Origin of the sequence: Staphylococcus xylosus, assembly GCF_002732165.1 — a bacterium.
In the GTDB taxonomy this organism is placed as follows: domain Bacteria; phylum Bacillota; class Bacilli; order Staphylococcales; family Staphylococcaceae; genus Staphylococcus; species Staphylococcus xylosus.
In genome coordinates this window covers 116,286-142,036 of the sequence record NZ_MRZO01000005.1, presented here as the reverse complement: position 1 = coordinate 142,036, position 25,751 = coordinate 116,286, and the positions used below count along the sequence as shown (strand labels likewise).

The following is a 25,751-nucleotide window of genomic DNA, read 5'->3' as shown; positions in this document are numbered from 1 at the left end:
GTTATCCCTCCGTACTTTGTTGATAACCATCAGGGTGCTGATGATGCCATTGCCATGCTGAGTCGATAATATCATGAATATTATCATGTTGTGGCTTCCAACCTAAGACAGATTGTGCCTTGTCACTTGCCGCAACTAATTTACTCGGATCCCCAGCTCTTCTTGGGCCTACCTCAGCCTTAATTGGTTCTTTAGTTACCTTACGCGCAGCTTCTAAAATTTCAAAAACAGAGTATCCTTGACTACTACCTAAGTTAAACGCACCCGATTCACCTCCGTTTTGTAAATACTGATAAGCTAGAATATGTGCATCTATTAAATCTACAACATGTAAATAATCACGTATACAAGAACCATCTTCAGTATCATAATCGTCACCAAAAATAGTTAAAGCATCACGTTGTCCTAATGCTACTTGTAATACGATAGGAATTAAATGCGTTTCAGGACGATGATCTTCACCTATCCATCCACCTTGTTTGGCACCAGCAACATTAAAATAACGTAGTGCAGCATAGTTTACATTATAAGCATTATGGCTCCAATGCATCATTTTCTCCATCATTAATTTACTTTCACCGTAAGGGCTCGTTGGTTTTTTAGAATCTTCTTCAGTTATTGGAACTGTATCGGGTTCTCCGTATACTGCTGCCGTTGACGAGAATATAATATGTTTTACTTGGTGCTCATACATTACCTCTAATAGCACTTGTAAGCCGTATACATTATTATTGAAATAAGCTAATGGTTTTTCTACAGATTCTCCAACTAAAGAATATGCGCAAAAGTGAAATACGCCTTCAATTTGTTCATTTGTGAAAACATAGTTTAAAAATGCTTTGTCACGAATATCACCTTCATAGAACTTTGCATCTTGGTGTACTGCCTCTCTATGTCCTGTCCCTAAATTATCTACAACTACAACTTTGTAATCCTTCTCAATCAATTGATCTACGGCATGGCTGCCTATATAACCTGCCCCACCTAACACTAATACAGACATATAAAAACCTTCCTTCATTTATTTTGTATCACTTATAAAGACGTTACGCCACCGCTAATACCAACGTGATAAAACGAAGGTGCATAACCAATTTTTTCTAAATACATTTGTGATACTTCATGTTCTAATAGCTCGATACTGTCTTTATGTACTAAGGCAATCGCACATCCTGCAAACCCTGCGCCTGTCATTCTTGCACCCAATACACCATTAACTTGTTGAGCTGTTTCAGCTAATGTATCTAATTCAATCCCTGTAACTTCATAATCTTCTTTCAATGAACCATGCGACATATTAAGTAGTTTGCCAAACTGTTCAAAATCATTTTCAGCAAGTACTTTACGTGCAAGTTTTGTACGTTCATTTTCTGATACAGCATGCTTAGCTCTTCTACGTGACACTTCATCTCTAATAAGATGCTTATTTTGATCAAATTGAGCTAGTGTCAGTTCACCTAGTGCTTCTATATTCAATTCTTTTTTTAAGTCAGCTAGTGCAGATTCACATTCTGCTCTGCGCTCATTATATTTACTTTCAGTCAATGAACGACGTTTATTCGTATTCATTATAGAAATCACATAATCACCAATTTGGTTGGTACGTATTCAAAATCCAGTGTCGCAGTATCAAGTAATATTGCATGATTTTCTTTACCCATTCCAATAATAAATTGATCCATAATGCCTGAGTTTACACCCATAAATTTATTTTCGACAACTTGACCTATTTTAATAAGCTGCAGATGTTCTAATTCTAAATCAAATAAATCTTTTAATAACCACCCTGTAAGTATTTCAATTGAAGCGGACGACGACAAACTGGCTCCATTTGGAATATTGCCTTCGACTAAAATATTAAATCCTCGGTCAATTTTGTCGAATTTTTCAGTTAGATACTTTACGACGCCTTTAGGATAGTTTGCCCAATCATCATCTTGATTAAATACTAAATCATCTAAAGTGAAAGTTATAATGCCTTTTTCTTCAAAATTATTAGAATAAAGTTGTATTTTACGATCATCTCTTTTAGCTGCTAACCCATATGTCCCTAATTCTATTGCCGCTGGAAAAACATAACCCCCATTATAATCAGTATGTTCTCCAATCAAATTGATTCTCCCAGGCGCAAAAGCACTAACTTCCGCTTCTACATCATATAACGATTCAAATTTTTCGCGCATTGCTTGTAACATAAGTTTCCCACTCCTTTTTTCTACATTAAACGCAAGGTAATTGATTATTTTCTCTTCATAGTAAACACATATTAAGTTTACTTGTTTACTAAAAGTTTTGTCAACGTAATCTACTTCACTTAGACTTTAAATGTATTACGAGACTTCAACGGCGCCTCTACTACTATATGAATAGCAAGTTTTCTCGTTTGATTAATACGTTCTTCTGCCATCCTTACTGCCGTTCTCCCAAATTCATCTACAGGAATATGTACACTGCTAATAGAAGGCACTGCATATTGGATAACTTCTAAATCATTAAAACTGATTAACTTTACGTTCTCTGGTATTGCAATTTTATTCTCTTGAATTTGTTGTAAAACGCCTATTGCGACCATGTCATTTCCCGCAATAAACACTTGTGGAAGCTCCTGTTTGCTCTCTATAAATGTTTTAACCGCTAACTCACCATGTTCTTTTTTCCATCCATTAAGCAATGCTATCGTTTCTAATTGCTGTCTTTCGCACCAATCTTGATAAGCTTTATACCTTACATCAGTTGCATTTGAAGTTGGGGTGCCATCTAAATCTCTTATTGTATGATACCCACCTATATATGCAATGCGTGTTAAACCTAAGCCCTTTATCTTATCTAGCAAGTGAGTCATAGAGTAATGTAGATCTGAATATACAGCATCTATGGATTTAGGCACATGAGGATTGTTAATTACTACCATATTAGGATTATAAGATTGGAGTTTGTATAGAGCATCAACTGAAAAATTACCTATAACGATTATCGCGCCTGCCTTTTCAATTGTATTTAACTCATTATCATTTTGGTTACCATCTATACGTATTGTTCGCTTTAACGATAGATTTAAACGTTTAACTTCCGCTTCAATTGCCAATCGAATTTCTCTATAATAAGGATCTGACATTTCTTTAGCTCTTGATGCATAAGTAATGATTTGAATACTCTTATTTTTTCTTGCTGACTTATGATATTGTTTCTCTTTCGCAATTTGATGGATACGTTCTCTAGTATTTTTTGATACCGAAATAGTCGGGTCATTATTCAATACTCTGGATACAGTTCCTGGGCTAACTTCTGCTATATGTGCAATATCTCTTATACTAACCATGTCAAATTCACCTCTTTAGTTTGTTTACCTCAAGTTTACTTCCATTATATTCGTAAATCAATCTTTACTGCTTCTAATTTTTATTTAAGGCCAACGTTGACGTATATTAAGTTACATGAGTAAAACCGAATTATTTTTTTATAATTAAAAATGCGCTAAAATATAAGGTGAATACGAAAAGAGGTGTACGAATGAATGAAGACGTTTTAACAAACCAACCAATCGTACGATACGAAAATGGTGAACTTATTGATAAAACAGATCACTATGTAACCGAATTTCCTTTAACAATTATGGTCAATGGAGAAGAATTTGCTACCATAATCTGTAGTCCAAACCATATAGAGGAACTTGTCCTTGGTTTTCTAGCGTCTGAAGGGGCTATTCTAAAAAGTGATGATTTAAAATCAATTCAAATAGATGATAGTAAAGGGTTTGCTCACGTTGAATTAACAAGAGCTTTAGGGGAACGTTTTGAATACTCAACTAAACGAATGATTGCATCATGTTGTGGTAAGAGTAGGGAATTTTATTTTCAAAATGATGCTGCTGTAGCAAAAACTTCTATGTCCAAAATTGTTATTAGTCCAAAACAAATTCTAAACATGATGACACGTTTACAAAGTGCGAGTGCCGTTTTCAAACAAACTGGGGGACTTCATAATGCAGCTATTAGTGACGGAGAGACGTTCTTCGAACATCGTCAAGATATCGGCCGTCATAATGCGCTCGATAAACTTTATGGTTATTGTATCCAAAGACACATTCCTGTGCGAAATAAGGTGCTAATTTTCAGTGGTCGCATTTCCTCTGAAATACTAATTAAAGCCGCTAAAATAGGAGTAGGTGTTATACTTTCGAAATCTGCTCCGACCACATTAGCTGTTACACTAGCTCAAGATTTAAACATTACTGCAGTCGGCTTTATTAGAGATGGCAATTTCAATATATATAGTCACCCTGAACGCATACAATTAGAGCATATGTAATAAAGAGTCACTATTATACAAAAGCGATCCTAGGACATAGCTAAATGTATTAGGATCGCTTTATAATTTATATTTAAGCCTTTTCTTTCAATATTTGATAGCAATAACTGATGAAAATGTATCCCTGTTTGATATACATGTGTTTGGCACTATCCTCGCCATCAGCGATAAGTATAATAACTTTATCATCCGAAATATCAGCTACAAATGATTGCATTGTTTGACCTATCCCTCGTCTTTGAAAATCTTCCAATACACCAAAGCCATCTATTTCAACTGTTTTATCAGTAATTATTAAATCTAAAATACCCACTGGAATGTGATTCTCATAGGCAATAATACGGGATTTGCTTTCACTTTGAAATTGATCACGTATTACTCGTATACTTTCTTCTGTATATTCAAATCCAAAAGGTTCTGAAAACTGTCGATAAATTGCAATATAGTCTTCTAAGGTATGATTCGTGACGAATTTCACTTCAACTTGACTATTCTGGCTCCTACAAATATTCTGCGATTCAATTGCGTAAAGCTCCATACACCCTAACTCAAAACCGTAAGCTTTAATTTCATCTAACCAAGCTTGACTTAGCGGTGTGTTCTCAGGAAAAGTAAATGCTAAATGATCGGAAGATTGTTGTCTATGTAAAGCTTGTTGTATTTCCATATGTTGTTTCCAATCCTTGATTGAAGGCATTTCTTTATACACCCATTTATTCGCATCATATACTAAAGGGGCTTCTGCTGTTAAATAAATTGTTTTATTTTGATCCTCAGCAAAAATTTTACCATCTTGAAATATATTTGCCATAGAAATTGTCATGAACCTTCACCCTATCTCTTTCACCCTCATTAATTCTTATCTTTTGAATATCTAAAAGTTTATTTAATTAACTGTTTAAATTGACTATGATTTAACATAATATTGCCAATTAAACTTGCAACGATCGCTTTAAGAATATCAGCAGGCATAAATAATAGTGATAATGTAACAGATTTTGTGATAGGTAAATTGGTTATTAAGCCCATTATAATTGTACCTGTGATATCTAATAGTAAGACACCAAACACTATCATTGTAATTAATAGTACAACAAAATTAATTTTTTTAAAATATAAGTCCCTTACCAAGCCGATAAGATATGTAACAACTGGATACATAAATAAAAATCCTGCTGACGGCCCTGCAAATACACCGATACCGCCTCTACCACCTGATAGTAAAGGTAATCCAGCAGCTACAAGCAATAATAAGACAATGACACTTAACGTACCATATTTACGTCCGAGCAAAATTGCCGCTAAAAATATACCAATATTCTGTAATACTATAGGTACAGGCATGACAGGCAGAGGGATAGCTGGAACAAAGCCTAGAACGGCTATAATTGCTGTCATCAAAGCTGTATATACTAAATATTTTGTAGTCAAAGTGATTCCTCCTTCAATGAGAAAAATTATACCACAAATGTTAACCAATAAAAACTACTAGTTTACATTGATAAACTTACAATTTAAGGAGCGAGTTAGAAGTCAAAAGATTACCTTTGAATTCATATGCTCGCTCCTCAGAGACTAATGAGTTATTAAATTTACTATCTTATACGTTGAAAGAACATGAATTCCTATTTATTTAAAAATTTTTCTTTTAAATCTTTTCTCATATACTCTAATGTATAAGGATCATTATACCAATATGTTTCTGCTTGAACTTGGATCACTTGATCTTTTTGAACAGCTGGTATATTTTGCCATAAATCTGTTTTTTCATAAGCTGGTTTTGATTTACCTTCACTTGTTGAAACAATGTAATCACCTGCATAATCTGCAATCTTCTCTTGTTTCACTTCTGCCCAACCTTCTTTTTTAACTAAGTCATTTAATTTATCGGGCATTTTAAGATCAAATGCTTGATATAATACTTCGCCACCACGTCCCCAATTAGGTCCGTAGCTGTACAATTTTTTATCAAATTCATCAAAGATAGAGACTGTTGCATCTTCTCCAATTTTCTCTTTGATTTCTTGTCCGTCTTTCTTAGTTTGAGCTTTCCATTCTTTTTCCCAAGAAGCTACTTTATCTTCTTTACCAAGTAACTTACCTAATTCTCTTTGTTGATCTAAATATTTATGCTTCCCGTAGTCATAAACAACAGTTGGTGCAATTTTATTGTATTTTTTAATGTTTTTATCCGTAGAATAAACAACGATTAAGTCAGGTTTTGCTTTCGCTACCTTCTCTACATCATTTTCTCCAATTTTTTCTACGCCTTTAAACTTATCTTTCAATAATTTACTACTATCTACTTGTTCATTTACAGCTACAATATCCCCTCCAAGATATTTAATACCACCTGCATATGTAGGTGCTACAACCGCTATTCTTTGAGGTTTTTTAGGTATATCTATGCTTTTACCACTATCTAATTTATAAGATTTTGTTTCTTCCTTTTTGTCACTATCTGATTTATTACCACATGCAGCTAAAATGAGTACTAAAACAAGTAACGGAAACAATAATTTTTTCATAATTCTCCTCCAATGAAAATGATTATCAGTACCAATTGATTATATAATGACTCTAGTAATTTTACAATAGCAAACAAGTCGATTGTTTATTTTTTTAATTAATAAAAAATGCATTTAGACAAATTGTCTAAATACATAGTTATTGTATTGCCCTTAATATTTAAAAATGATCTAATACACTGTGTGCAATATTTGTATATGCCATATCTTCCATAGGCGGATTGTGTAAACCTGCGCGCATGTCTCTATAATAACGTTGTAAAGGACGTTCCATTTCAAGACTTTTTGCACCCACAATACGCATGGCAATGTCTATAACTTCTAAACCTTGGTTCATGACCATTACTTTACTGGCAGACGTTTCATTCCATTTCACTTTTTGAGAATCTTCATTATTATATAAAGCAGCTGTGCTCCATAAAAAATGGCGCGCAGATAATAAAAGTGTTTCCATTTTCCCAATATTTTGTTGAACGGTCGGTAAGTCACCTATAGTTCCTTCTATACTATTAGGGCTGTATGTTTTGGCAAAATCTATTGCATAATCACGTGCTGCTTGAGCAATACCCAAGTAAACACTTGGTATGTGTAAAATCCAACCATTTGGCTTTTTACCCCCAGCGCCCCTTATTTCAACAAAGTTTTCTTCTGGTAAATGTACATCATTTAATACGAGATCATGGCTTTCTGTTGCACGCATACCTACCATGTTCCAATTATCTGCTATTTCCACACCTGGAGTATCCTTTGTCACTAAGAAAAAACCTACTTGGTCAATTGCTTCATAATAGGCACTGACTACAAAATGTGTGAGTCCTTTGCTCATAGAAGTAAATGTTTTCACCCCATTAAGTACAAATCCGTCATCTACTTTTACTGCGTTTGTTGCTGGTCTACCTCCACGTGTTGGGCTACCAGTTTCCGCTTCACTAACAGCCCTATTCACCAATGCCCCTTGCTTCACTTCTTCAGCAAATTGCTCAAGCATATCGGGTTCCCACATTTGTTGTTCATATAATTGTCCAATTACACTCAAATGCCAACCTATCGATAAAGCAGTTGCGCCATCAATTGCTCCCAAATAACTTTGAAGTATCACCATATCTTCAATAGTCGCACCTTCACCGCCGTATGCTTTTGGTAACGTTAACAATGTATAACCTTCATTTACAAGCCATTCAATATTTTCATAGGGAAAATGTGAATGTATATCATTATATTCCGCTTTCGCTCTAAAATCGTCTTTTACAGTGTCTAATTTAGCAATCCATTTTTCTTGAATCTCCGTATGTATTAATGCGGACGTATTCATTTCCTTCACCTCGTTCATCACTTTTTCCTTATTAGTTACAAGTTTAACACTCGCCATGCTTGAAATAAAGCTTTTCAAGTACAAAAACCCTACTTTACCGATAAGATTTATTGTGATAGTTTATACTTAATGAAATATTGGGGGAAAATTGAATGATTAACGTTAAACATCTTATACATAAATATAATGAAAACACGATACTCAACGACGTAAGTTTTACTCAAGAACAAGGCACCGTCACTGCAATTATCGGGCCAAGTGGTTCTGGTAAAACAACACTGTTAAGAACTTTAAATGTATTAGCACTACCAGAATCTGGCACTATTACTATTGACAATGAAACATTTAACACTTCAAAACATACTAAAAAAGATATTACAAAATTACGCCAAAAATCTGCAATGGTCTTTCAAAATTATAATTTATTTAAGAATAAAACTATTTTAGAAAATATAACTGTTGGTTTAATACATGGTAAAAATTACAGCGTAAACGAAGCAAAAGAAATAGCGTTATCATATTTAGAACGTATTAATTTAGCAAATCAAAAAGACAAATATCCAATCCAGTTGTCTGGTGGTCAAAGTCAACGCATCGGTATCATTCGTGCCCTTGCGCTTAACCCTGATGTATTACTGTTGGATGAGCCGACATCCGCATTAGATCCAGAATCTATACAAAGTGTGCTATCTCTCATTAAATCCATTGCACAAGAAGGTATGACGATGGTTTTAGTAACACATGAAATTGAATTTGCTAAAGCAATTGCCGATCAAATGATATTTATTGATGATGGCCAAATTATTCATCAAGGCACACCTCAAGAAGTCTTAGATCATACTAATTCAGAAAGAGTACAACGTTTTTTAAATAAAGTGAGTACGGAGCGTGATAAACAATGATATTAAAAAAAAGATTTATTACTGCCATCCTACTCTCATCTATTTTCATTTTAACTGCTTGTACTCAAAGTGATAATTCAAATAAAGATTCTCATAAAAAAGAAGTGAAAGTAGCACAGTCAGCAGAAGTTAACCCACCCTACTTGTATACCAATAAGCAAAATGAGTTTGTAGGTCTCGATATGGATTACATGAAATTAATCGAAAAAAAGTTACCTCAATATGACTTCAAATACGAAGTAGGTGAAGAAGAATCAAATTTAGTTGGTATTGGTGCTGGTAAATTTGATATGGGAATTAACTGGTTTTTCAAAACACCTGAACGTGAAAAACAATTTCTGTACCAAGATGTGCCCTATAGTTATGCGTTGCCTATGCTAGTAGTCAATAGTAGCAATACGGATATACACAGTTTAGATGATTTGCCAGGAAAATCAATCACACCTATGGCACCCAGTGGCGGACTATATTCTATCTTATCTCAGTACAACAAAAATAATTCATCAAAAATCAATATTAACACGATTCAAGAACCCTCAAATGGAGACAACTTGAAAATGGTTAGTCATCAGCGACGTGACGCTATGTTATTAAACTGGAATACTTATAAAGCCATTCAAACACAAGTCAAAGAAGATGTTAAAATTGGCGGAATTGTAAAAAAAGAGCCTTTACATATCGTTTACAATAAGAAACATCAAAAGTTGCATGATGACATTGATCAAGCGACATTAGAACTAAAAAAAGAAGGCAAATTACAATCACTTTCAGAAAAATATTTTGATATTAATGTCTTTGATGACTTAGATGCAATTAATGACAAAAAAGCGCAATTGGAGGTGCAGTGATAATGCAATCTGTAAATTGGTTAGATTTATTTGGGCAAGTATTACAACGATTGCCGTTAACTCTTTTAATAATTGTCATATCATTGATATGTGCGTTGGTTTTAGGTTTTATATTAGCCCTTATTCGTATTAAGCAAATCAAAGTAATTTCACCAATTGTAAGAATTTACTTATCTTTTATACGTAGCACGCCATTACTTTTACAACTATTTTTAGTTTACTTTGCACTACCACAACTATTGTTATTGATTCATATAGATATTAATCATTTTAGTAGATTATTTTTCGTTATCTTAGCCTTCACGTTACATACTGGCGCTTACTTATCAGAAATAATACGTGCTGGATATCAATCTGTAGACTATCATCAAATAGAAGCCGGTTTATCAATTGGTCTTTCCTATCCTAGAATATTAAAAGAAATAATTGTTCCACAAGCTTTAAGAAATAGTATCCCAAATTTAACAACACAAATTATCGAACTGGTTAAAGATACTTCATTAGCTTTTACTATAGGCATTATTGATATGATGGGACAAGTTAAATTGATTATCGGTAATAATTATGGTTTAGGTATGTTAGAAGTTTATATTGTCATTTCAATCATCTATTGGATCATTGCTTTAATAATCCAAGGAACATTTACTTTAATAGATAAACGCGCACAAAAACCATACCGCATTTAAGGAGGATATTCATTTGGACTTTGTTTTATATACAATAATTGAAGTGCTTAAAGGGGTTCCTAATACAATAATGATTTCTATTGTTTCCATAATCATAGGTCTAATTGTAGGATTATGCTTTGCATTGATTCGTTTAAAACGCATTCCCGTATTATCGCAATTTATCATTATCTACAATTCATTTTTTAGAAGTACGCCATTAATCGTTCAGCTATTTATTTTATATTACGGATTACCTGCATTTATAATATTTTTAAATGATCAATTCAAATGGCATATTAATCCCGATATTTTCCCACCTTTAATTATTGCTTTCATTGTTTTTTCATTACATGCGATAGCTTATCTATCAGAATCAATAAAAAGTGGATTACAGTCGGTAGAATTTGCTCAAATAGAAGCAGCCCAAAGTGTAGGTCTTTCAACATTTCATATTTATAAAGAAATCGTTTTGCCTCAAGCTTTTGCGTATGCCTTACCAAATATAGAAAACCAATTTATTATGCTAATAAAAGGTACTTCACTCGCATTCGCCGTGCAAGTCACCGAAATTATGGCAGTAAGTCATGTAATTGCTAATGAAGGATATAAATTTATAACAGTTTATTCAGTTGCAGCAGCTTTTTATTGGTTATTAGCGATTTTATTAGAGTTCCTATTTTCGAAAATGGAATACAGAACAACGCGTTATTTAAATACGCGCACAACTTAATATAGTTTATGAAGCTACGCAAGAAATATAGCATTCACCTTTACTATTAAAGCTGCCAACAATTTTGATTTTTGTGGGCAGCTTTATTCTTTCATTTAATTTTTGATTTATCTTAATTAAAAGGCAATTTAACTCCTAAAAAAACAGGATACAATCTCAAGTTTTTACGACTTGAACATTGTATCCATTGTTTTATAATCCTTTATACATTTAATATATGTAAGAGTTTGATAAAAAAATCATTTTCAAAAAGATTTTATTTCCTCTAGCCTAACTATTCAGCTAACGTTGCACTCACTAAATTTTATAATGCCAAACTTTCAGCATATTGTTTTTTTAATTTATAATATTTTTTGACCTTTTTAGACATCGTGCCATTTTGTAGTTCATCTTTAGTGATGATTGGATAATTTTTAAATATAAGCGAACCTAAATACCCACAAATTGCGCTACTGACAGCACACATAACTGCAACTGTAATAACAGTTAACGCATTATTAAAACCAAACATAACCATAAGTCCGGCTATTGGCGTAGCAGTTCCTGTCGCATCATTAACTAATCCAAACAGAGCTATAATCACACCAGAAATTGCGCCACCCATAAAGTTAGTTATGTATACTGGCACTGGATTTGCAGTTACAATATCTGCTTGAGATAACGGTTCAATAGCTACAGAAATCGTTGTTTTACGATCTCCAAACTTCATACGTTTAAATAGTACGAAATTCATAAATGAGGATCCAAATACTGCTAATGCACCTATAGCCATTGGTGTACCAGTTAAGCCTAGTAATGCAGTCAATGCCATTGAACTTAATGGTGCAGTCGCAACCACTGTAATAATCCCCCCTAGAACTATCCCCATTAATATTGGACTTGATGTAGTTGATTCTTTAATAATATTACCGATTTGAAGCAGACTTGCATCCACCAAAGGTGTAGTACCAATTGCAATTAATCTTGTAATTGGTGCAATAACAATGATTGCTGCGATTAAATCAAGTCCGTCTGGTAATTTTTCTTCCATCCACTTCATACCAAAACTAGCGATATAAGCTGCAATGAATCCTGGTAGTAAATCCATATTGCCACACGCAACAGCAATTACGAATGCATAGACAGGAGATACCCCCATTGCTAATGCAACTAAACCAGCAGCTGCAACACCACCAAGTCCACCAGCAACTTCTCCTAAATCTCCTAAAAATGGTATGCCAATCAAATCTCCACCTACGTACTTATGAAATGCTTCAACTAAAAATGACGCAATTGCAGCATTAGCAAGTGCCCCCATCGCTTTACCACCATTAGGCGCTTTACTAGTGAATAATGTAAACAAACATAAAACAATTCCTAAAAATATGACTCCAATTAGTAAATTCATAATAACACCTTTCTTAGCTGTTTTTGTATGCGCTTTCATCCAACAAATATCAGTATAACACAGTTAATTTGTTTCTAAAAATAAATATTAGTTGAATACATAATAAATATTATTTTTTTACATTATTCAGAATATTCTTTTTATTTCTACTTATGTACAATTCATCCCCCTATTATCTTCATCCATCATCACAACGTTTGCTGTAATGTTCTAATTATCTCATTAATTTTATCACGTTGCGCTTCATTTACACGAACAACTACTGTTCGTTCATCTATTTCACTTCTCTTTTTACTCAAATAACCCATTTTAATCAATTTCTGTAAAGCTTTCGTTAAATAATAAGGCTGTAATTCTGAATACTTTGCTATTTCTTTTGCTGTAATCTCATTTTCCTTACAATTAAAGATGTAGTTTAAAATAAATATTTCTTCATAGTTAAGCTTATGTTGTTTTTTAGTTGTTTTGAAAAAATATTTACCCTTCTGATAAGTTGTAATTAGTTCGTTCAGTGTTTTAAAATTTTGTTCAATCATAAAACCACTCCTTTTGTTTCTTCATGATGTTAATATGTCAAAGCGATTTTTAACAATATTAATATAATAATTCTATACTATTACATTACGTAAATTCAATATCTCCAAGTATAAGAAATATTAAAAAATACTACTATTTTTTTAATGTTTACTTTTTAAATCCAAATTTTAATTGGATATTCATTCTTTTTATTACTAAAAAAAGAATATGCCCATCCATTGCATTTAACAAATGATGACTTTGTAAAATGTCGCCCAACATCTCCACAAACTTTTCAAATTATTATCAATGCTGAATAACTTACAAATCTAATCAACTCGTATATGAATTCTCTTCTCTACAATAATAAAAGCCGAAACATATCTAAATGTCTCGGCTCTTAATATATTATACAGTGACACTTCAATAGTGACACCCTTTATTTATTAATATATTTAAATTAATGACTTACTTTTTTTTACAATCAATTGTATCAAGGAAGCTTAACGCTGCTAAACCTGATAAATCTAAAGCATGTTTAGCGCCTGCTTTACCGTGACCAGCTTCAAAATGTTTGTACGCAGCTACACCTAAAACTGAAATCGTTAATAGTGAAGCTACACGAGAAAGTCTTTTACTAGCAAAACTTAATACGAAAAATACTGCACTTAATGCTTCTACTGCACCAGCTAAAGGTACTGCATTTGAAGGTAAATTAAATACCTCTACAAATGTATCTTTCATTGATTGGTCACCTTTAAGTTTTGGTTTTGCGGCACCATATAATTCCTTAGCTAATTTTAAATTTGTTAAATAACGTAATATCATTACAAAATCTCCTTTTATTTGTTTTCAAAATATTTATCTACAATAGGTTTTACCCGCTCTGCCAACAATTTAATTGTGTTAATTGTGTTTTCATGTGGCATTGATCCAACAGGGGTATGCAACATAAAGCGTGTAATACCTAAAGCTTCAATCGTTTCAATTATTTTTTGAGCAACCGTCTCAGGACTACCTACATATAGTGCACCTTTTGGTCCGGCTTCTCGTTCAAAGCTATTCTCATCATACATTGGCCATCCACGTTCTTTTGCCAAGATATCATGACTTGCCTTAACTGACGGAAAGAACTCTCGTTTTGCTTGTTCATCTGTTTCAGCAATGTATCCCCATGAATGTGTACCTATTGATAGTTCATTTACATTATGCCCATATGATTCAGCAATAGATTTATACATGTCTATATTTCTTCTAAATCTTTTTGGATCGCCTCCTATTATAGCATAAGTTATCGGTAATCCTAATGCTCCTGCTTTTAAAGAAGATTCAGGTGTACCTCCAGTAGCAATAGTAATCGGTATTGAACCTCTTTCTGTTCTTGGATAAACACCTAGATTATGAATTGATGGTCTCATATGACCTTCCCAATTTACAATTTCCTTCTGATTAATTTGCATTAATAGCTCAATCTTTTCATTGAAAAGTTGTTCATAATTTTTCAAGTCATAACCAAACAACGGAAATGATTCAATAAATGATCCTCTACCCACCATAATTTCAGCTCGTCCATTTGAGACTGCATCTAATGTAGAAAATCTTTCGTAGACACGTACGGGATCGTCTGAAGACAGTACAGTTACTGCACTACTCAGTTTAATATGCTTAGTATTCCTTGCTGCCGATGCTAATACAGTGACTGGATCTGACACGGCATAATCAGGTCTATGGTGTTCTCCTAGACCATAAACGTCAAGTCCATATTGATCCGCTACTTCGATTTCTTCTATTATATTACGAATTCTCTGTGCATTACTTATAGCAGGTTGATAACCGTCTTCCATATATATGTCACTATTATCAGCAAAAGATGTTAAACCCAATTCAATCTTCATTTATTCACCTCACTATATAAGTATATTTTTTATACTACTATATTAATATCTTCTTTATGAGGTGTCAATATCATTGCCTGGATAGTAATCAATATATTAATACGCTTAATTTAATTGATAATTCACTACATTTTGTAAGAGTAATTATTTATATTTTAAATATCAAATACCCTTGTTTTTTAGAGTTTCAAATTTTCTGTTATTTTACATCGTTGTAATAAAGCGTAGTGCAATGTTACACCAAAAAAATTATAAAAGCTATAACAACGGCGTTAAAACGTATAAATTATATATTTCTTTTATTACATAAACCGATATATTATTAGAACTAAATTACAAAATGATAACAACGCACACAAACGTAAGTTTTTCTGATAAAGTATTGCTTGTCGTTAAAACAGCGAATTAAAAAATTATAAAAATTGTCGTTTAGAGACTGGGATATATTTATTTACAATTCTTAGGAGGATATTTAACAATGAAAAAAATCGCTACAGCTACAATCGCTACTGCAGGAATCGCTACTTTTGGTTTAGCTCAACATGAAGCAGACGCAGCAGAAAACAATAATGGTGGGTATAATCCAAATGACCCTACTTCATATAGCTATTCTTATACAATAGATCAACAAGGTAATTACAACTACACTTGGCAAGGTAACTGGAACCCAAGTCAAGCAGACCAAGGTCACTCAAACAGTGGTTATAGCTACAATAACTACAATAGCTACAACAACTACAATAACAATAGTTCATACGCTACAAGCAACACGAACTCTACTCAATCATATACAGCAAACAACCAAGGTACTGGTGGAAGTGGCGCAGTTTCACACTCAACTTCAAGCAGCAATGTTAAAGTTAGTACAACTAGTGCACCATCAAGTTCTTCAAACTCAATTTCAAGTACTTCAGGTTCTTCAAATAACCTATACACTGCTGGACAATGTACATACTATGTATACGACAAAGTTGGCGGTAAAATTGGTTCTACTTGGGGTAATGCTAACAACTGGGCTAGCGCAGCAGCAGCTTCAGGTTACACAGTAAACAATAACCCTTCACAAGGTTCAATCTTACAATCTTCAACTGGTGCTATGGGACATGTTGCATACGTTGAAAATGTTAACAGCGACGGTTCAATTAACGTTTCTGAAATGAACTACGGTCAAGGTGCTGGTGTCGTAACTTCACGTACTATCTCTGCAAGCGAAGCTTCAAGTTACAATTACATTCACTAATTAGTGATTAAAAAAAGACCAAATGCTAAAATAGCATTTGGTCTTTTTTATTATATCTACAACTAAGATAGTAACTACATGTATTGATTTATAATAACAATATCTACTTAGAAATTATCCTAATCAATGTATTACTGTATCTATATTTATAACTTCCTATTTCAAACTATCTATTAAGTAAAGGAATAGTTTAAACTACACTATCATCATATAAAGTTATTACTTAGGTCATGGGTTTAAATGTCATGTTGTAATTGTTCACAACATCTAAAATTATTCTCTACATTAATCAATCGACTTTGTCATGTAATATCGCTACAATATACAAAACAAAATCGATTGTAAAATAGATAACGGAAGTATATTTAACAATTTTTATCTATACTGACATATTGATGAGTTTCAATGTCTAATAGTAATATCGCTACAATTATTACTATGTAGTACAAAGAGCCACCTCATTCATAGTTATATATATCCCATTTATATTTTTTTAAACTTCTAATCTGAAATTTCTATAAAAATAATAGTTAAAATTTCTATCCTATTAATATAGCGAAGTTGTAATCTAATTAATGATTAATTCTTCAGAGTGAAGTAAGAGTGAGTATAAGATCGCAAGACAGAAATAAAATTTATTTAAAAAGATTCCACCTTTCTACCTCTGTAAAGATGGCTAGGATCAAAAGCGCAGAAAAAGTTTACTATTCAAATATTAAAAATTCTAACCATTTTATTTTAGATTATTTTATAAAAATGTTCATTCTGTCGTTTTTACTTTTTTAATACCAATACCGCTAAAACCATAAAATATTGCAAATACTATACATAAATAACATGGAACGGTCCATACGAAGAATTGATCTACAGTCACGCCTAACTGTTGTGTATAATAAATGCCTGAAGTACCCCATGGAATTAATGGAATAATCATAGTCCCAGAATCTTCAAGTGTTCTAGATAAATTTGAGCGATCTAGTCCCATTTTATTATACATTTCCATCAATAATACACCTACCATAATAATTACGACGGAAGCTACACCCGCTGCAAGCACCATCATAATACCGCCAAGCACTGTAGCTAATATTAATTGACCAACGGAATTGATGTTTTTAGAAATTTTATTAAGTATTACATCTAAACAACCAGCCTTTTCAACAATACCAGCAAAAGCATAACCACAAAAAATAGTAACGACAATTTCAGTCATGCTCATCATACCGCCCTGTTCAATTAAACCAATCGCTCTATCGGTTAATTGTCCATTACTTGATGACACCATATCTTTATTGAAGCCGTCAAAGGTTGCTTTAAATCCATCAACCATATTAAACCCATTGTTAAACACGCCAACAATAATGGCACTTAAACTCGAAATAAGCATTGCTGGTACAGTAGATATTTTCATCAATAAACATATGATAATGATGATTAATGGCAACCAAACAAAAATATTAATGTTATAAATTTGAGATAGTTCATTAAGTAATGTATTAACATTTGATGTATTCGTTTTACCACCAAATTGTCTTCCAGCAATATACCAAACTATAAGTCCTATAATTGAAGCGGGAACCGTCGTCCATATCATTGCTCGAATATGTGAAAATATATTCACTTTTGTAACTAACGCTGCTAAATTTGTTGTATCAGACAACGGCGACATTTTATCTCCAAATACCGCTCCAGCAATAATTGCACCTGCGGCCATACCTGCTGGAATATGTAATTGTGTAGCAATAGCCATTAATGCAATACCTGCCGTAGATGCTGACCCCCATGCTGTACCAGTTGCTACAGATGTAATAGCACAAATAATAAACGCTGATACTAAAAACAAGTTAGGATTTAAAAATTCTAATCCATAGTAAATTAATGCTGGAACTGTTCCTGAAAACATCCATGTTCCAACGATAATACCTACTGATAAAATAATGAAAATTGCTGGCATCGCTGTTGCTAAGCGATACGTTATACCTTCCTCTAAATCTTGCCATTTTAAGCCTACACGTCTTGCTATCAAAGCTGCATATGCAGAAGATAGAATTAACAATGCTTGTATGGGAATTTCAAAAACAACAAAACCTGTAATTACGATTACAATCATTACTAATATGGTTGTGATTGATTCTAAAAATGTTGGTTGTCTTTTCATACGCAATCCCCCTAGTCAATTATTTTAATTAATCTAGACCTAACTTATCTTTCCCTAAATCGTCTATCGTCAGTCCTTCTTCAAAGAAATCACGCTCTAAAATAGTTGAAGCAATAACTATGATTGCATCAATATTAGGTGTTGGAACGTCAATCTCACGTCCAAGACTAGACCACAATACGAGGCCATAAGCAATATCTTCTGTTAAATAACGATTTTTAACATGATTCGGTCCCTTAATTTGTGAAAATACTGGACTTGTGTTAAACAATCTATTTAGTGGTTCATCTTCATCCTGCCTTTCCAAATAACCACGTTCAATACGTGCTTCCTTAGCCGAAGATAACTCAAATCCTAATTTACGACCTAATGTTAGACGTTCTAATTCAACCGCATGTAACAACCTAACAGTGTGTTTAGTAATACCCTCTTCATATAAAGCAAATTCATCTGAATAATCGATACGACCTACATTTAATAATGTTGGGCCTGGATGAACTTCAGGGTTACCATTTTCTAAATTAGTTTTCCATAAGCTTTCTTCTTTTACAATATATGGATATAGTTTTTCAATTTTATCGAAACAATCACTTAAATAATCCTTATCATAAGTCGAAAAATGTACTTTTCTTACATTTAACGATAAATCTACACGAGCTTCTTCAAAATTCACTCGAGTACCGTATGTTAATGTATTGACTTCCGCAAAATGAGGCATAACATCTATGTGCATATCTTCTAAAACATTCATAAAGCGTATTGAACCCATAGCTGCTGCAATATTGAAGAAAATCAATTGATCTTTTTTCACAAAAGGAGCCATAGTATGTGCATAATGTTCAATAAATGATGATGGTATGATTACTTGAATGACTTCTGCATCATTAATTACATATTCCATATCGTCACTAATGTCTGTAAAAGCTACAAAGCTTTCTTCACCTTCATTGTTAAAAGTGAATCCACCTTGTTCTAATGCTTTATCAAATTTATTAATAGATTGGTTTCGGCAATATAACTTCACTTCGTGTCCTTTATTAATCATATCTAACGCTGCTGTTACCGCTCCATTTCCTGAGCCTACGATAGCAATTTTCATAATCAACCTTCTTTCCAAATTTATTATTCTGTACAATATTAAATCATTACTTTGAACTATAACCTAATAAGAAATTGTATAAACACTGGTTTACAACTTAATTTTATGGCTATAACATAAGTAAGTACCTATAGTGACATTGCTATATTTTAACAACTAAAGCCATATCAAAATAGGTATATTTTAAAAGTTTTAGAATTATTTTAATTACATACTAAAGACCACTTAAAATTGATATAATTAACTTAAAGTAAAGGAGGTTTATTTTTTATGACAACACAGTTTGATGAACAGGTTTCAAACACATATGGTAATCAATATCCAGATGCGGATGCTAGATTAATGGCAACACTTATCTATGTATTAAGTTTCTTTACATCTTTAATTGCACCATTAATTATTTGGCTAATTAAACGGGATGAATCACCGTTTGTAGATAGAGCCGGCAAGAATTACTTGAACTTTTTACTCTCTTACTTAATTTGGATAACAGTGGCTTCAATCGCTATATTTATTATTATAGGAATTATCATTCTTCCTATCCTTTTACTTTTAAATTTCATTTTCACAATTGTAGCAGCTGTAAAAGCATATAATGGTGAAGATTATTTACCACCTTTATCCATTAGATTCTTCAAATAATTTGAATCACAATTTTGTGACTTTTTACAATGAATGTAACAGTAAAGTCGGAGTCTATTTTAAATTTACAACAAAAACATTATAATATCACCGTTTGTGAAATATTACGGCTTGATACGATTTTGTAACCTTACATCTCGTTTATTACAACGATGTGTGAGGTTTTTTTAATTGTTTTACAAAAGCGTAACATTCCACACAAAGCTTGATTCATCTGTTAGAGTATTACTTGTCGTTGAAAGCAAAGCGAAAAATAAAATATAAATTTAAAGATAAGCATTCAAGCTAAAATATAAACTTTTAAAAATCTCTGGGAGGATTTATTAATTATGAAAAAATTAGTTACAGCAACAACATTAACAGCAGGTATTGGCGCAGCAATCGTAGGATTAGATCACGGAAGCGAAGCTGATGCAGCTGAACAAACACAACAAACAAATGAAACTACACAATCAAATCATTCAAGCGCTAACTTATATACAGCAGGACAATGTACTTGGTATGTATTTGACAAAGTAGGTGGAGGCATTGGTTCAACTTGGGGAAATGCTAATAACTGGGCTTCTGCTGCTTCTGCTGCAGGATATGCAGTAGATAACAATCCAGAAGCTGGTTCAATCTTACAATCAGGTTCAGGTCCAATGGGTCACGTAGCTTACGTTGAAAGTGTTGGTAGTGACGGTTCTGTTACAGTATCAGAGATGAACTATAATGGCGGACCTTATTCAGTAAGTGAACGTACAATTTCAGCTGGTGAAGCAAGCTCTTATAACTATATCCACGTAAACTAATCTATAGTTACAAATTAATAAGTATTGGTATTTACTATAAGTAATTTTAATTCAACTTATTTATAGAAATTACCCTATTGAGTCCGGGACATAAACATATGTCTCGGACTTTTTTTTAAAGAACTACTTTTTTCATTTATGAAAATTAGTAGTTTTTACACATAAGCCTTAAGCTCAGGTGTTCCTTTATTGAGCTAGTGACTCTTACACATGAGCCTTAGCTCAGGTGTTCCTTTTTATGTAAATTACCAGTGTTCTACATATTAACTTCAATTAAACGCTTATTAAACTTTTCTAACCTCATCATCCTTAATATCTACATTTAATTTTTCCTACTCACGCTTTTTCTGTTAAGTTTCGTTTCATAATTTAAAATTAATCGCAACTCACTATAACTTTTATACAATTGATAACATTGAATTCTTATATATTATTTGAGAAAATAGAATGGTTTAGTGAAAAAAGGAGGCACAATTTATGCAGTGGTTTAAAGTTATCTTAGCCGGACTAATTGAAATATTGTGGGTAACAGGACTAAATGCTGCTGATTCTTTATTCAGTTGGACTTGTACAATTATCGTGATAATAATTAGTTTCTTCCTAGTTATTTCCGCTTGTAAACACCTTCCAGTTGGAACAGTCTATGCTGTTTTTGTTGGTATTGGTGCAGTTGGAACTGTAGCAGTAGATATGATTTTTTTGGGTGACCCATTTAACTTTTTAAAAGTTGGCTTAATCATCTTATTAGTTATTGGTATTATTGGATTAAAATTATCAACAGAGGAGGCTGAAAGCTGATGGCTTGGTTTATATTATTTATTGCAGGACTATTAGAAGTCATCGGTGTTGTTATTTTAAATGAAATTGCACGAACTAAAAAGAAATGGCTAGTCGTACTCTTAGCTGTCGCATTTATCTGTAGTTTTAGCACACTTAAAGTAGCAATGAACGATATACCAATGGGAACTGCTTACGCCATTTGGAGTGGTATTGGTACTGGAGGCGGCACTCTAGTTGGTATGCTCATCTATAATGAATCTAAAAGTGTAAAGCGCATTTTCTTTATTGCTCTTATTATCTTATCCATTGTTGGATTAAAAATAATAAACTAAATTTTAAAAACGATGCCCTCATATCTTCATACTATATAGAGCTACTATAAAACGTTTTCATATTTTTCTATATAATCATTACTTTTATTTGTTTGACTCAATGAAATTTACTATACTTTGATATAAAGGAAGTGATTATACATGGTAAAAGTTTATATAGCAGGTCCAATTCCAGAGGTAGGACTCAACTTATTAAAAGATCAAGGCTTTGAAGTTGCAATGTATGAGGGCAAAGGCATTATTGATAAAGAAACACTTAAAGAAGGTGTAAAAGATGCCGATGCATTAATTAGTCTACTTTCAACAAATGTAGATAAAGATGTGATTGATGCAGCAAGTAATTTAAAAATAATTGCAAATTACGGTGCAGGTTTTAATAATATAGATGGCGATTATGCACGTCAACTTAATATAGATGTTACCAATACACCTAAAGCATCCACTAACTCAACAGCTGAATTAACATTTGGCCTTGTACTCTCAGCTGCAAGACGCATTGTAGAAGGAGATAAATTATGCCGTACAACGGGTTTTGATGGATGGGCGCCATTATTTTTCCGTGGTAGAGAAGTTTCTTGTAAGACTATTGGCATAATTGGGCTTGGAGAAATTGGTAGTGCAGTAGCAAGACGTGCGAAGGCATTTGATATGAATGTGCTCTATACAGGTCCTAATCAAAAAGTTGATAGAGAACGTGAAATTGGTGCCAAATATGTAGATTTAGAAACATTATTAAAAAATTCAGACTTCATAACAATAAATGCTGCATATAATCCAAATATGCATCATCAGATTGATACTGAGCAATTCAAAATAATGAAACCAACAAGTTACCTTATCAATGCATCAAGAGGCCCTATCGTCCATGAACAAGCTTTAGTGCAAGCTTTAAAAGATAAAGAAATTGAAGGCGCAGCGTTAGACGTTTTTGAATTCGAACCAGAGATTAATGATGAACTTAAAAAATTGGACAATGTTGTACTCACACCACACATTGGTAACGCAACATATGAATCTCGAGATATGATGTCTAAGATTGTTGCAAATGATACAGTTAGTAAATTGACTAATAATGAACCTAAATTCGTAGTTAATTAAAGTTTTATTTTTTTATAAATATTAAACGATAAATTAAGAACCTAGAGATACGTTTTACAATTCAAACGTATTTCTAGGTTCTTATTTATTACAGTATTTTATTTGCTTTTTGATTTGTATAAAAATTTTGTTTCTCTAGAAACCAATTGATTTGGTATTAACTTAGTAACTTTATTTCTTAAAGTAATCAACATTCTATTACTTAGTTGTGCTACTTTGCCTATTTTTCTAGACTTTTTGATTACTTTCTTTGTATGTTTAACGCGTAACTTATCATATCTTTGCAGTGCTTCTTCAAAGGGATATGCCTCCAAACAATTTGCAAGTACAATGGCATCTTCCATCGCTTGTCCTGCACCTTGTCCCATGTTTGGGGTAGTTGCATGAGCTGCATCACCTAAGAGTATCATACGTTGATATACGAATGATTTCAATGGTTGTAAATCATGCATATCATGTAATAAAATTTCCGTTTCACTTTGCTTGTCTAAAATCTGCCTAACTTCATTGGGAAAATGATTAAATCTAGCTTGTAAGTGAGGCTTACCATAAGATTTCAACGTAGCATCTTGTTCTTTAGCATTAATTGAAATAAACCAATATGCTTTATTATTCAATAACGGAACAATGCCTACTCTTCCTTTAGATGACCAATATTCTTTAGCAATGTTGTCCGGTTTGATATTTATATCCTCTACTAAACCTCTAAACACCGTATAGCCTTGATATAATGTTTTACTATTAGGCGCTACCGAATTACGCATATGAGAATGTAAACCATCCGCACCAATACATAAATCAAATGCTTCTGATGCTTGTTCTGAGAAATGCAATTCAACTTTTAAAGCACCACTATCCACGCGTGTTACTTTATGATTTGTATATACGATAGAATCTGGTACATACGATTTAATAACATCTAATAACCCTTGTCTTGTCATAGTTAAATTCACAGTATTTTTTTTCAGTTTTGCTTTACTTAACACGTTCCCTTTGTCGTCTAGTACTTCCATTACATCTATAATTTGCCCAATATTTTTAATACCTTTAGCTAAATCATGTTTGCCTAATTTATCGATGACGTTACCGCCGATACCTATACCAGCTCCAACTTCAGCTAGTTCACTATTTTTCTCAAACACCTTTATTTCATGTCCTTGTTCCTTTAATAAAGCTGCTGCGGTTAAACCACCAATGCCTGCTCCAACTATAGCTATTTTCATTTTCAAACCACTCCATATTTCCCTAGTCTACTCTATTGCTATTTTTTATAAATAATAATCTTTTTTTACATGATCTTTTTTTATACCTAAATCATCATAGTAACGTTGCATAAAGGTTGCGATGTTTTCATCCCACTCAATATCACTGGCGTATTGATGTTCACCTGGAGATTCTGGATTCCAACGCATTTGATATAATGAAAGTTGATCATTTTCAAAATAATTGTTTCTTACAAATTCAGCCCCACCCATAATTGCTTTTTCTGGTGAAGTCCATTTCTGTTTTTTAGCAAAACTACTACCAGTGTGAATAGCATCTTCATCAAATGCGCCTATGCCATAAAAGTTATAGTAGTGCTCTCCATCATCTTCAATACCTTTAGCTAAATCTGACTGTCCATTACCCGTTTCTACTAACGCATGACTGACTAAATATAGCACGTTCACTTCATATTTATCTTGTGCTTTTAAAAACGCCTTGCCTTTATTTTTTAAAATGCCCTTATCTTTTAAAATATTGTTCAATTCCTTTTCAGACATTGACACTTTTTCAGAAATATCCATGTGGTTCAAATTTTCTTTGTCACTATTAACATCCATTGCTTGCTTTACATCATTTTTTGAAGCTACAACAAATTGACCATCTTTTTCAGTCATATTTAATGTGCCTGCTCCAACTTGTTTATCAACCGCTTCATCGAAAGTGTGAGTTTTACTTTTATCAAATAAATCTGTTTCATTAATAATCAATAACACAACAAATATTAATACAATTACTCCCACCAAAATCAACGGTAATTTACGCTTTAGTTTTTCATTCATTATGTGAAATAACCCCTTATCCTACACTTATTTTGTTAATGTAACATAAGCAAATACAATAGCAATTAAAACAATTATAAAGGAAACATTAATTGCTATTCTCATACCTTTACGATCTCTAAATAACGTGTTAAATATAGTTAAACTAATGACTAAAGACAATACAAACATCGTTATCGCCATTAAAATATTAAAAGTTAATAAAAATACAATTCCAATAACTAAAAATATATTAGACATTATAGCTGATATTTTTATCATTTTTGGATTGATACGTCTTCCACTCCTTGCTTTAATTAATAAGTTAAATAAAACACTAATAATAGAAATTGTATCACATTTAATCATCTTTCAATATGTCATTTTAAAAACAATAACAGCAAGACAATCAAAAGAAATTTAAAATTACTCATTGCTTTTAGTACACTTCTAAATGGTTGTTTAATTTTCAAGCAACTAAATATTCAATCGA

Annotated in this window: 27 protein-coding genes and 1 pseudogene; 12 read left to right on the top strand and 16 right to left on the bottom strand. The window is 32.6% G+C overall.

Annotated elements, in window-relative coordinates; all coding sequences use genetic code 11:
• Position 1: 1 nt before the first annotated feature.
• The 3 genes and pseudogenes from galE to BTM19_RS09190 all read right to left on the bottom strand — a co-directional run bounded on the left by galE (position 2) and on the right by BTM19_RS09190 (position 3,319).
• The gene (galE, locus tag BTM19_RS09200; RefSeq protein ID WP_029378489.1) at positions 2-1,003 is read right to left on the bottom strand and encodes a UDP-glucose 4-epimerase GalE; all 1,002 of its coding nucleotides are present in this window, start codon (positions 1,001-1,003) and stop codon (positions 2-4) included.
• 32 nt (positions 1,004-1,035) lie between these two features.
• Positions 1,036-2,195 (bottom strand): annotated as a pseudogene (locus BTM19_RS09195) (galactokinase).
• A 119-nt stretch (positions 2,196-2,314) separates the two neighbouring features.
• Positions 2,315-3,319: a LacI family DNA-binding transcriptional regulator gene (locus BTM19_RS09190; RefSeq protein WP_029378487.1), complete on the bottom strand. Its 1,005-nt coding sequence runs from the start codon at positions 3,317-3,319 to the stop codon at positions 2,315-2,317.
• A gap of 191 nt (positions 3,320-3,510) precedes the next feature.
• Here BTM19_RS09190 and fdhD point away from each other — a divergent pair, with 191 nt between their 5' ends.
• The gene (gene fdhD, locus BTM19_RS09185) at positions 3,511-4,308 is read left to right on the top strand and encodes a formate dehydrogenase accessory sulfurtransferase FdhD (protein WP_029378486.1); all 798 of its coding nucleotides are present in this window, start codon (positions 3,511-3,513) and stop codon (positions 4,306-4,308) included.
• Between the two features lie 73 nt (positions 4,309-4,381).
• Here fdhD and BTM19_RS09180 read toward each other — a convergent pair whose 3' ends face one another.
• From BTM19_RS09180 to BTM19_RS09165, 4 genes are all read right to left on the bottom strand, one after another.
• Positions 4,382-5,131, bottom strand: coding sequence for a GNAT family N-acetyltransferase (locus BTM19_RS09180; protein ID WP_029378485.1), 750 nt, complete (start codon positions 5,129-5,131; stop codon positions 4,382-4,384).
• Between the two features lie 59 nt (positions 5,132-5,190).
• Positions 5,191-5,739 carry a biotin transporter BioY gene (locus BTM19_RS09175; RefSeq protein ID WP_029378484.1) on the bottom strand — a complete coding sequence of 183 codons (549 nt, stop codon included), beginning with the start codon at positions 5,737-5,739 and terminating at the stop codon, positions 5,191-5,193.
• Positions 5,740-5,933: 194 nt separating this feature from the next.
• Complete coding sequence (locus BTM19_RS09170) at positions 5,934-6,836, bottom strand: ABC transporter substrate-binding protein (protein WP_029378483.1); 903 nt, start codon at positions 6,834-6,836, stop codon at positions 5,934-5,936.
• A gap of 160 nt (positions 6,837-6,996) precedes the next feature.
• Positions 6,997-8,148: an acyl-CoA dehydrogenase family protein gene (locus BTM19_RS09165; RefSeq protein WP_029378482.1), complete on the bottom strand. Its 1,152-nt coding sequence runs from the start codon at positions 8,146-8,148 to the stop codon at positions 6,997-6,999.
• A 152-nt stretch (positions 8,149-8,300) separates the two neighbouring features.
• Here BTM19_RS09165 and BTM19_RS09160 point away from each other — a divergent pair, with 152 nt between their 5' ends.
• The 4 genes from BTM19_RS09160 to BTM19_RS09145 are packed head-to-tail and all read left to right on the top strand — an operon-like array spanning position 8,301 to position 11,296.
• Positions 8,301-9,050: an amino acid ABC transporter ATP-binding protein gene (locus BTM19_RS09160; protein WP_029378481.1), complete on the top strand. Its 750-nt coding sequence runs from the start codon at positions 8,301-8,303 to the stop codon at positions 9,048-9,050.
• Complete coding sequence (locus BTM19_RS09155) at positions 9,047-9,898, top strand: amino acid ABC transporter substrate-binding protein (RefSeq protein WP_099265836.1); 852 nt, start codon at positions 9,047-9,049, stop codon at positions 9,896-9,898. Before BTM19_RS09160 ends, BTM19_RS09155 begins: the two co-directional genes overlap by 4 nt.
• A gap of 2 nt (positions 9,899-9,900) precedes the next feature.
• Positions 9,901-10,584 (top strand): amino acid ABC transporter permease, encoded by a 684-nt coding sequence (locus BTM19_RS09150; RefSeq protein WP_038678996.1) that lies wholly within the window; start codon positions 9,901-9,903, stop codon positions 10,582-10,584.
• A gap of 13 nt (positions 10,585-10,597) precedes the next feature.
• Positions 10,598-11,296 (top strand): amino acid ABC transporter permease, encoded by a 699-nt coding sequence (locus BTM19_RS09145; protein ID WP_029378478.1) that lies wholly within the window; start codon positions 10,598-10,600, stop codon positions 11,294-11,296.
• A 304-nt stretch (positions 11,297-11,600) separates the two neighbouring features.
• Here the strand turns inward: BTM19_RS09145 and BTM19_RS09140 are convergent, their stop codons facing one another.
• From BTM19_RS09140 to BTM19_RS09125, 4 genes are all read right to left on the bottom strand, one after another.
• Entirely contained in the window at positions 11,601-12,683 is a 1,083-nt protein-coding gene (locus BTM19_RS09140; RefSeq protein ID WP_029378477.1) for a PTS sugar transporter subunit IIC, read from the bottom strand.
• A 188-nt stretch (positions 12,684-12,871) separates the two neighbouring features.
• A complete protein-coding gene (locus BTM19_RS09135; protein WP_029378476.1) occupies positions 12,872-13,219 on the bottom strand; it encodes a transcriptional regulator, SarA/Rot family in 348 nt (115 codons plus the stop codon).
• A gap of 448 nt (positions 13,220-13,667) precedes the next feature.
• On the bottom strand, positions 13,668-14,027 hold the full coding sequence (locus tag BTM19_RS09130) for a DoxX family protein (protein WP_029378475.1): 360 nt from the start codon (positions 14,025-14,027) through the stop codon (positions 13,668-13,670).
• A gap of 14 nt (positions 14,028-14,041) precedes the next feature.
• Positions 14,042-15,094 carry an LLM class flavin-dependent oxidoreductase gene (locus BTM19_RS09125; RefSeq protein WP_029378474.1) on the bottom strand — a complete coding sequence of 351 codons (1,053 nt, stop codon included), beginning with the start codon at positions 15,092-15,094 and terminating at the stop codon, positions 14,042-14,044.
• A gap of 478 nt (positions 15,095-15,572) precedes the next feature.
• Between BTM19_RS09125 and BTM19_RS09120 the strand changes: the two genes are divergently transcribed.
• A complete protein-coding gene (locus BTM19_RS09120) occupies positions 15,573-16,334 on the top strand; it encodes a CHAP domain-containing protein (protein ID WP_029378473.1) in 762 nt (253 codons plus the stop codon).
• A 760-nt stretch (positions 16,335-17,094) separates the two neighbouring features.
• Here the strand turns inward: BTM19_RS09120 and nhaC are convergent.
• Positions 17,095-18,492, bottom strand: a complete 1,398-nt coding sequence (nhaC, locus tag BTM19_RS09115) for a Na+/H+ antiporter NhaC (protein ID WP_038679000.1) — start codon at positions 18,490-18,492, stop codon at positions 17,095-17,097.
• Positions 18,493-18,520: 28 nt separating this feature from the next.
• Positions 18,521-19,591 carry an NAD/NADP-dependent octopine/nopaline dehydrogenase family protein gene (locus tag BTM19_RS09110; protein ID WP_029378471.1) on the bottom strand — a complete coding sequence of 357 codons (1,071 nt, stop codon included), beginning with the start codon at positions 19,589-19,591 and terminating at the stop codon, positions 18,521-18,523.
• Between the two features lie 270 nt (positions 19,592-19,861).
• Here BTM19_RS09110 and BTM19_RS09105 point away from each other — a divergent pair, with 270 nt between their 5' ends.
• The 5 genes from BTM19_RS09105 (at position 19,862) to BTM19_RS09085 (ending at position 23,234) form a co-directional block, all read left to right on the top strand.
• Positions 19,862-20,233, top strand: a complete 372-nt coding sequence (locus BTM19_RS09105) for a DUF4870 domain-containing protein (protein ID WP_029378470.1) — start codon at positions 19,862-19,864, stop codon at positions 20,231-20,233.
• 329 nt (positions 20,234-20,562) lie between these two features.
• Positions 20,563-21,024, top strand: coding sequence for a CHAP domain-containing protein (locus BTM19_RS09100; protein WP_029378469.1), 462 nt, complete (start codon positions 20,563-20,565; stop codon positions 21,022-21,024).
• A 477-nt stretch (positions 21,025-21,501) separates the two neighbouring features.
• On the top strand, positions 21,502-21,822 hold the full coding sequence (locus BTM19_RS09095; RefSeq protein WP_029378468.1) for a DMT family transporter: 321 nt from the start codon (positions 21,502-21,504) through the stop codon (positions 21,820-21,822).
• Positions 21,822-22,136 (top strand): DMT family transporter, encoded by a 315-nt coding sequence (locus BTM19_RS09090; protein ID WP_029378467.1) that lies wholly within the window; start codon positions 21,822-21,824, stop codon positions 22,134-22,136. Before BTM19_RS09095 ends, BTM19_RS09090 begins: the two co-directional genes overlap by 1 nt.
• Before the next feature lie 141 nt (positions 22,137-22,277).
• Positions 22,278-23,234: a 2-hydroxyacid dehydrogenase family protein gene (locus BTM19_RS09085; RefSeq protein WP_029378466.1), complete on the top strand. Its 957-nt coding sequence runs from the start codon at positions 22,278-22,280 to the stop codon at positions 23,232-23,234.
• 98 nt (positions 23,235-23,332) lie between these two features.
• Here BTM19_RS09085 and BTM19_RS09080 read toward each other — a convergent pair whose 3' ends face one another.
• The 3 genes from BTM19_RS09080 to BTM19_RS13145 are packed head-to-tail and all read right to left on the bottom strand — an operon-like array spanning position 23,333 to position 25,540.
• Positions 23,333-24,457 (bottom strand): FAD-dependent monooxygenase, encoded by a 1,125-nt coding sequence (locus BTM19_RS09080; protein ID WP_038679004.1) that lies wholly within the window; start codon positions 24,455-24,457, stop codon positions 23,333-23,335.
• 45 nt (positions 24,458-24,502) lie between these two features.
• Positions 24,503-25,279, bottom strand: a complete 777-nt coding sequence (locus tag BTM19_RS09075) for an N-acetylglucosaminidase (protein ID WP_038679006.1) — start codon at positions 25,277-25,279, stop codon at positions 24,503-24,505.
• Positions 25,280-25,306: 27 nt separating this feature from the next.
• Positions 25,307-25,540 carry a hypothetical protein gene (locus BTM19_RS13145; RefSeq protein ID WP_029378463.1) on the bottom strand — a complete coding sequence of 78 codons (234 nt, stop codon included), beginning with the start codon at positions 25,538-25,540 and terminating at the stop codon, positions 25,307-25,309.
• On the opposite strand from BTM19_RS13145, the gene BTM19_RS12970 reads away from it, so the two are divergent.
• Entirely contained in the window at positions 25,428-25,682 is a 255-nt protein-coding gene (locus BTM19_RS12970; protein WP_155238581.1) for a hypothetical protein, read from the top strand. The two genes, BTM19_RS13145 and BTM19_RS12970, sit on opposite strands and share 113 nt — an antisense overlap.
• The last annotated feature ends 69 nt before the right edge of the window (positions 25,683-25,751 follow it).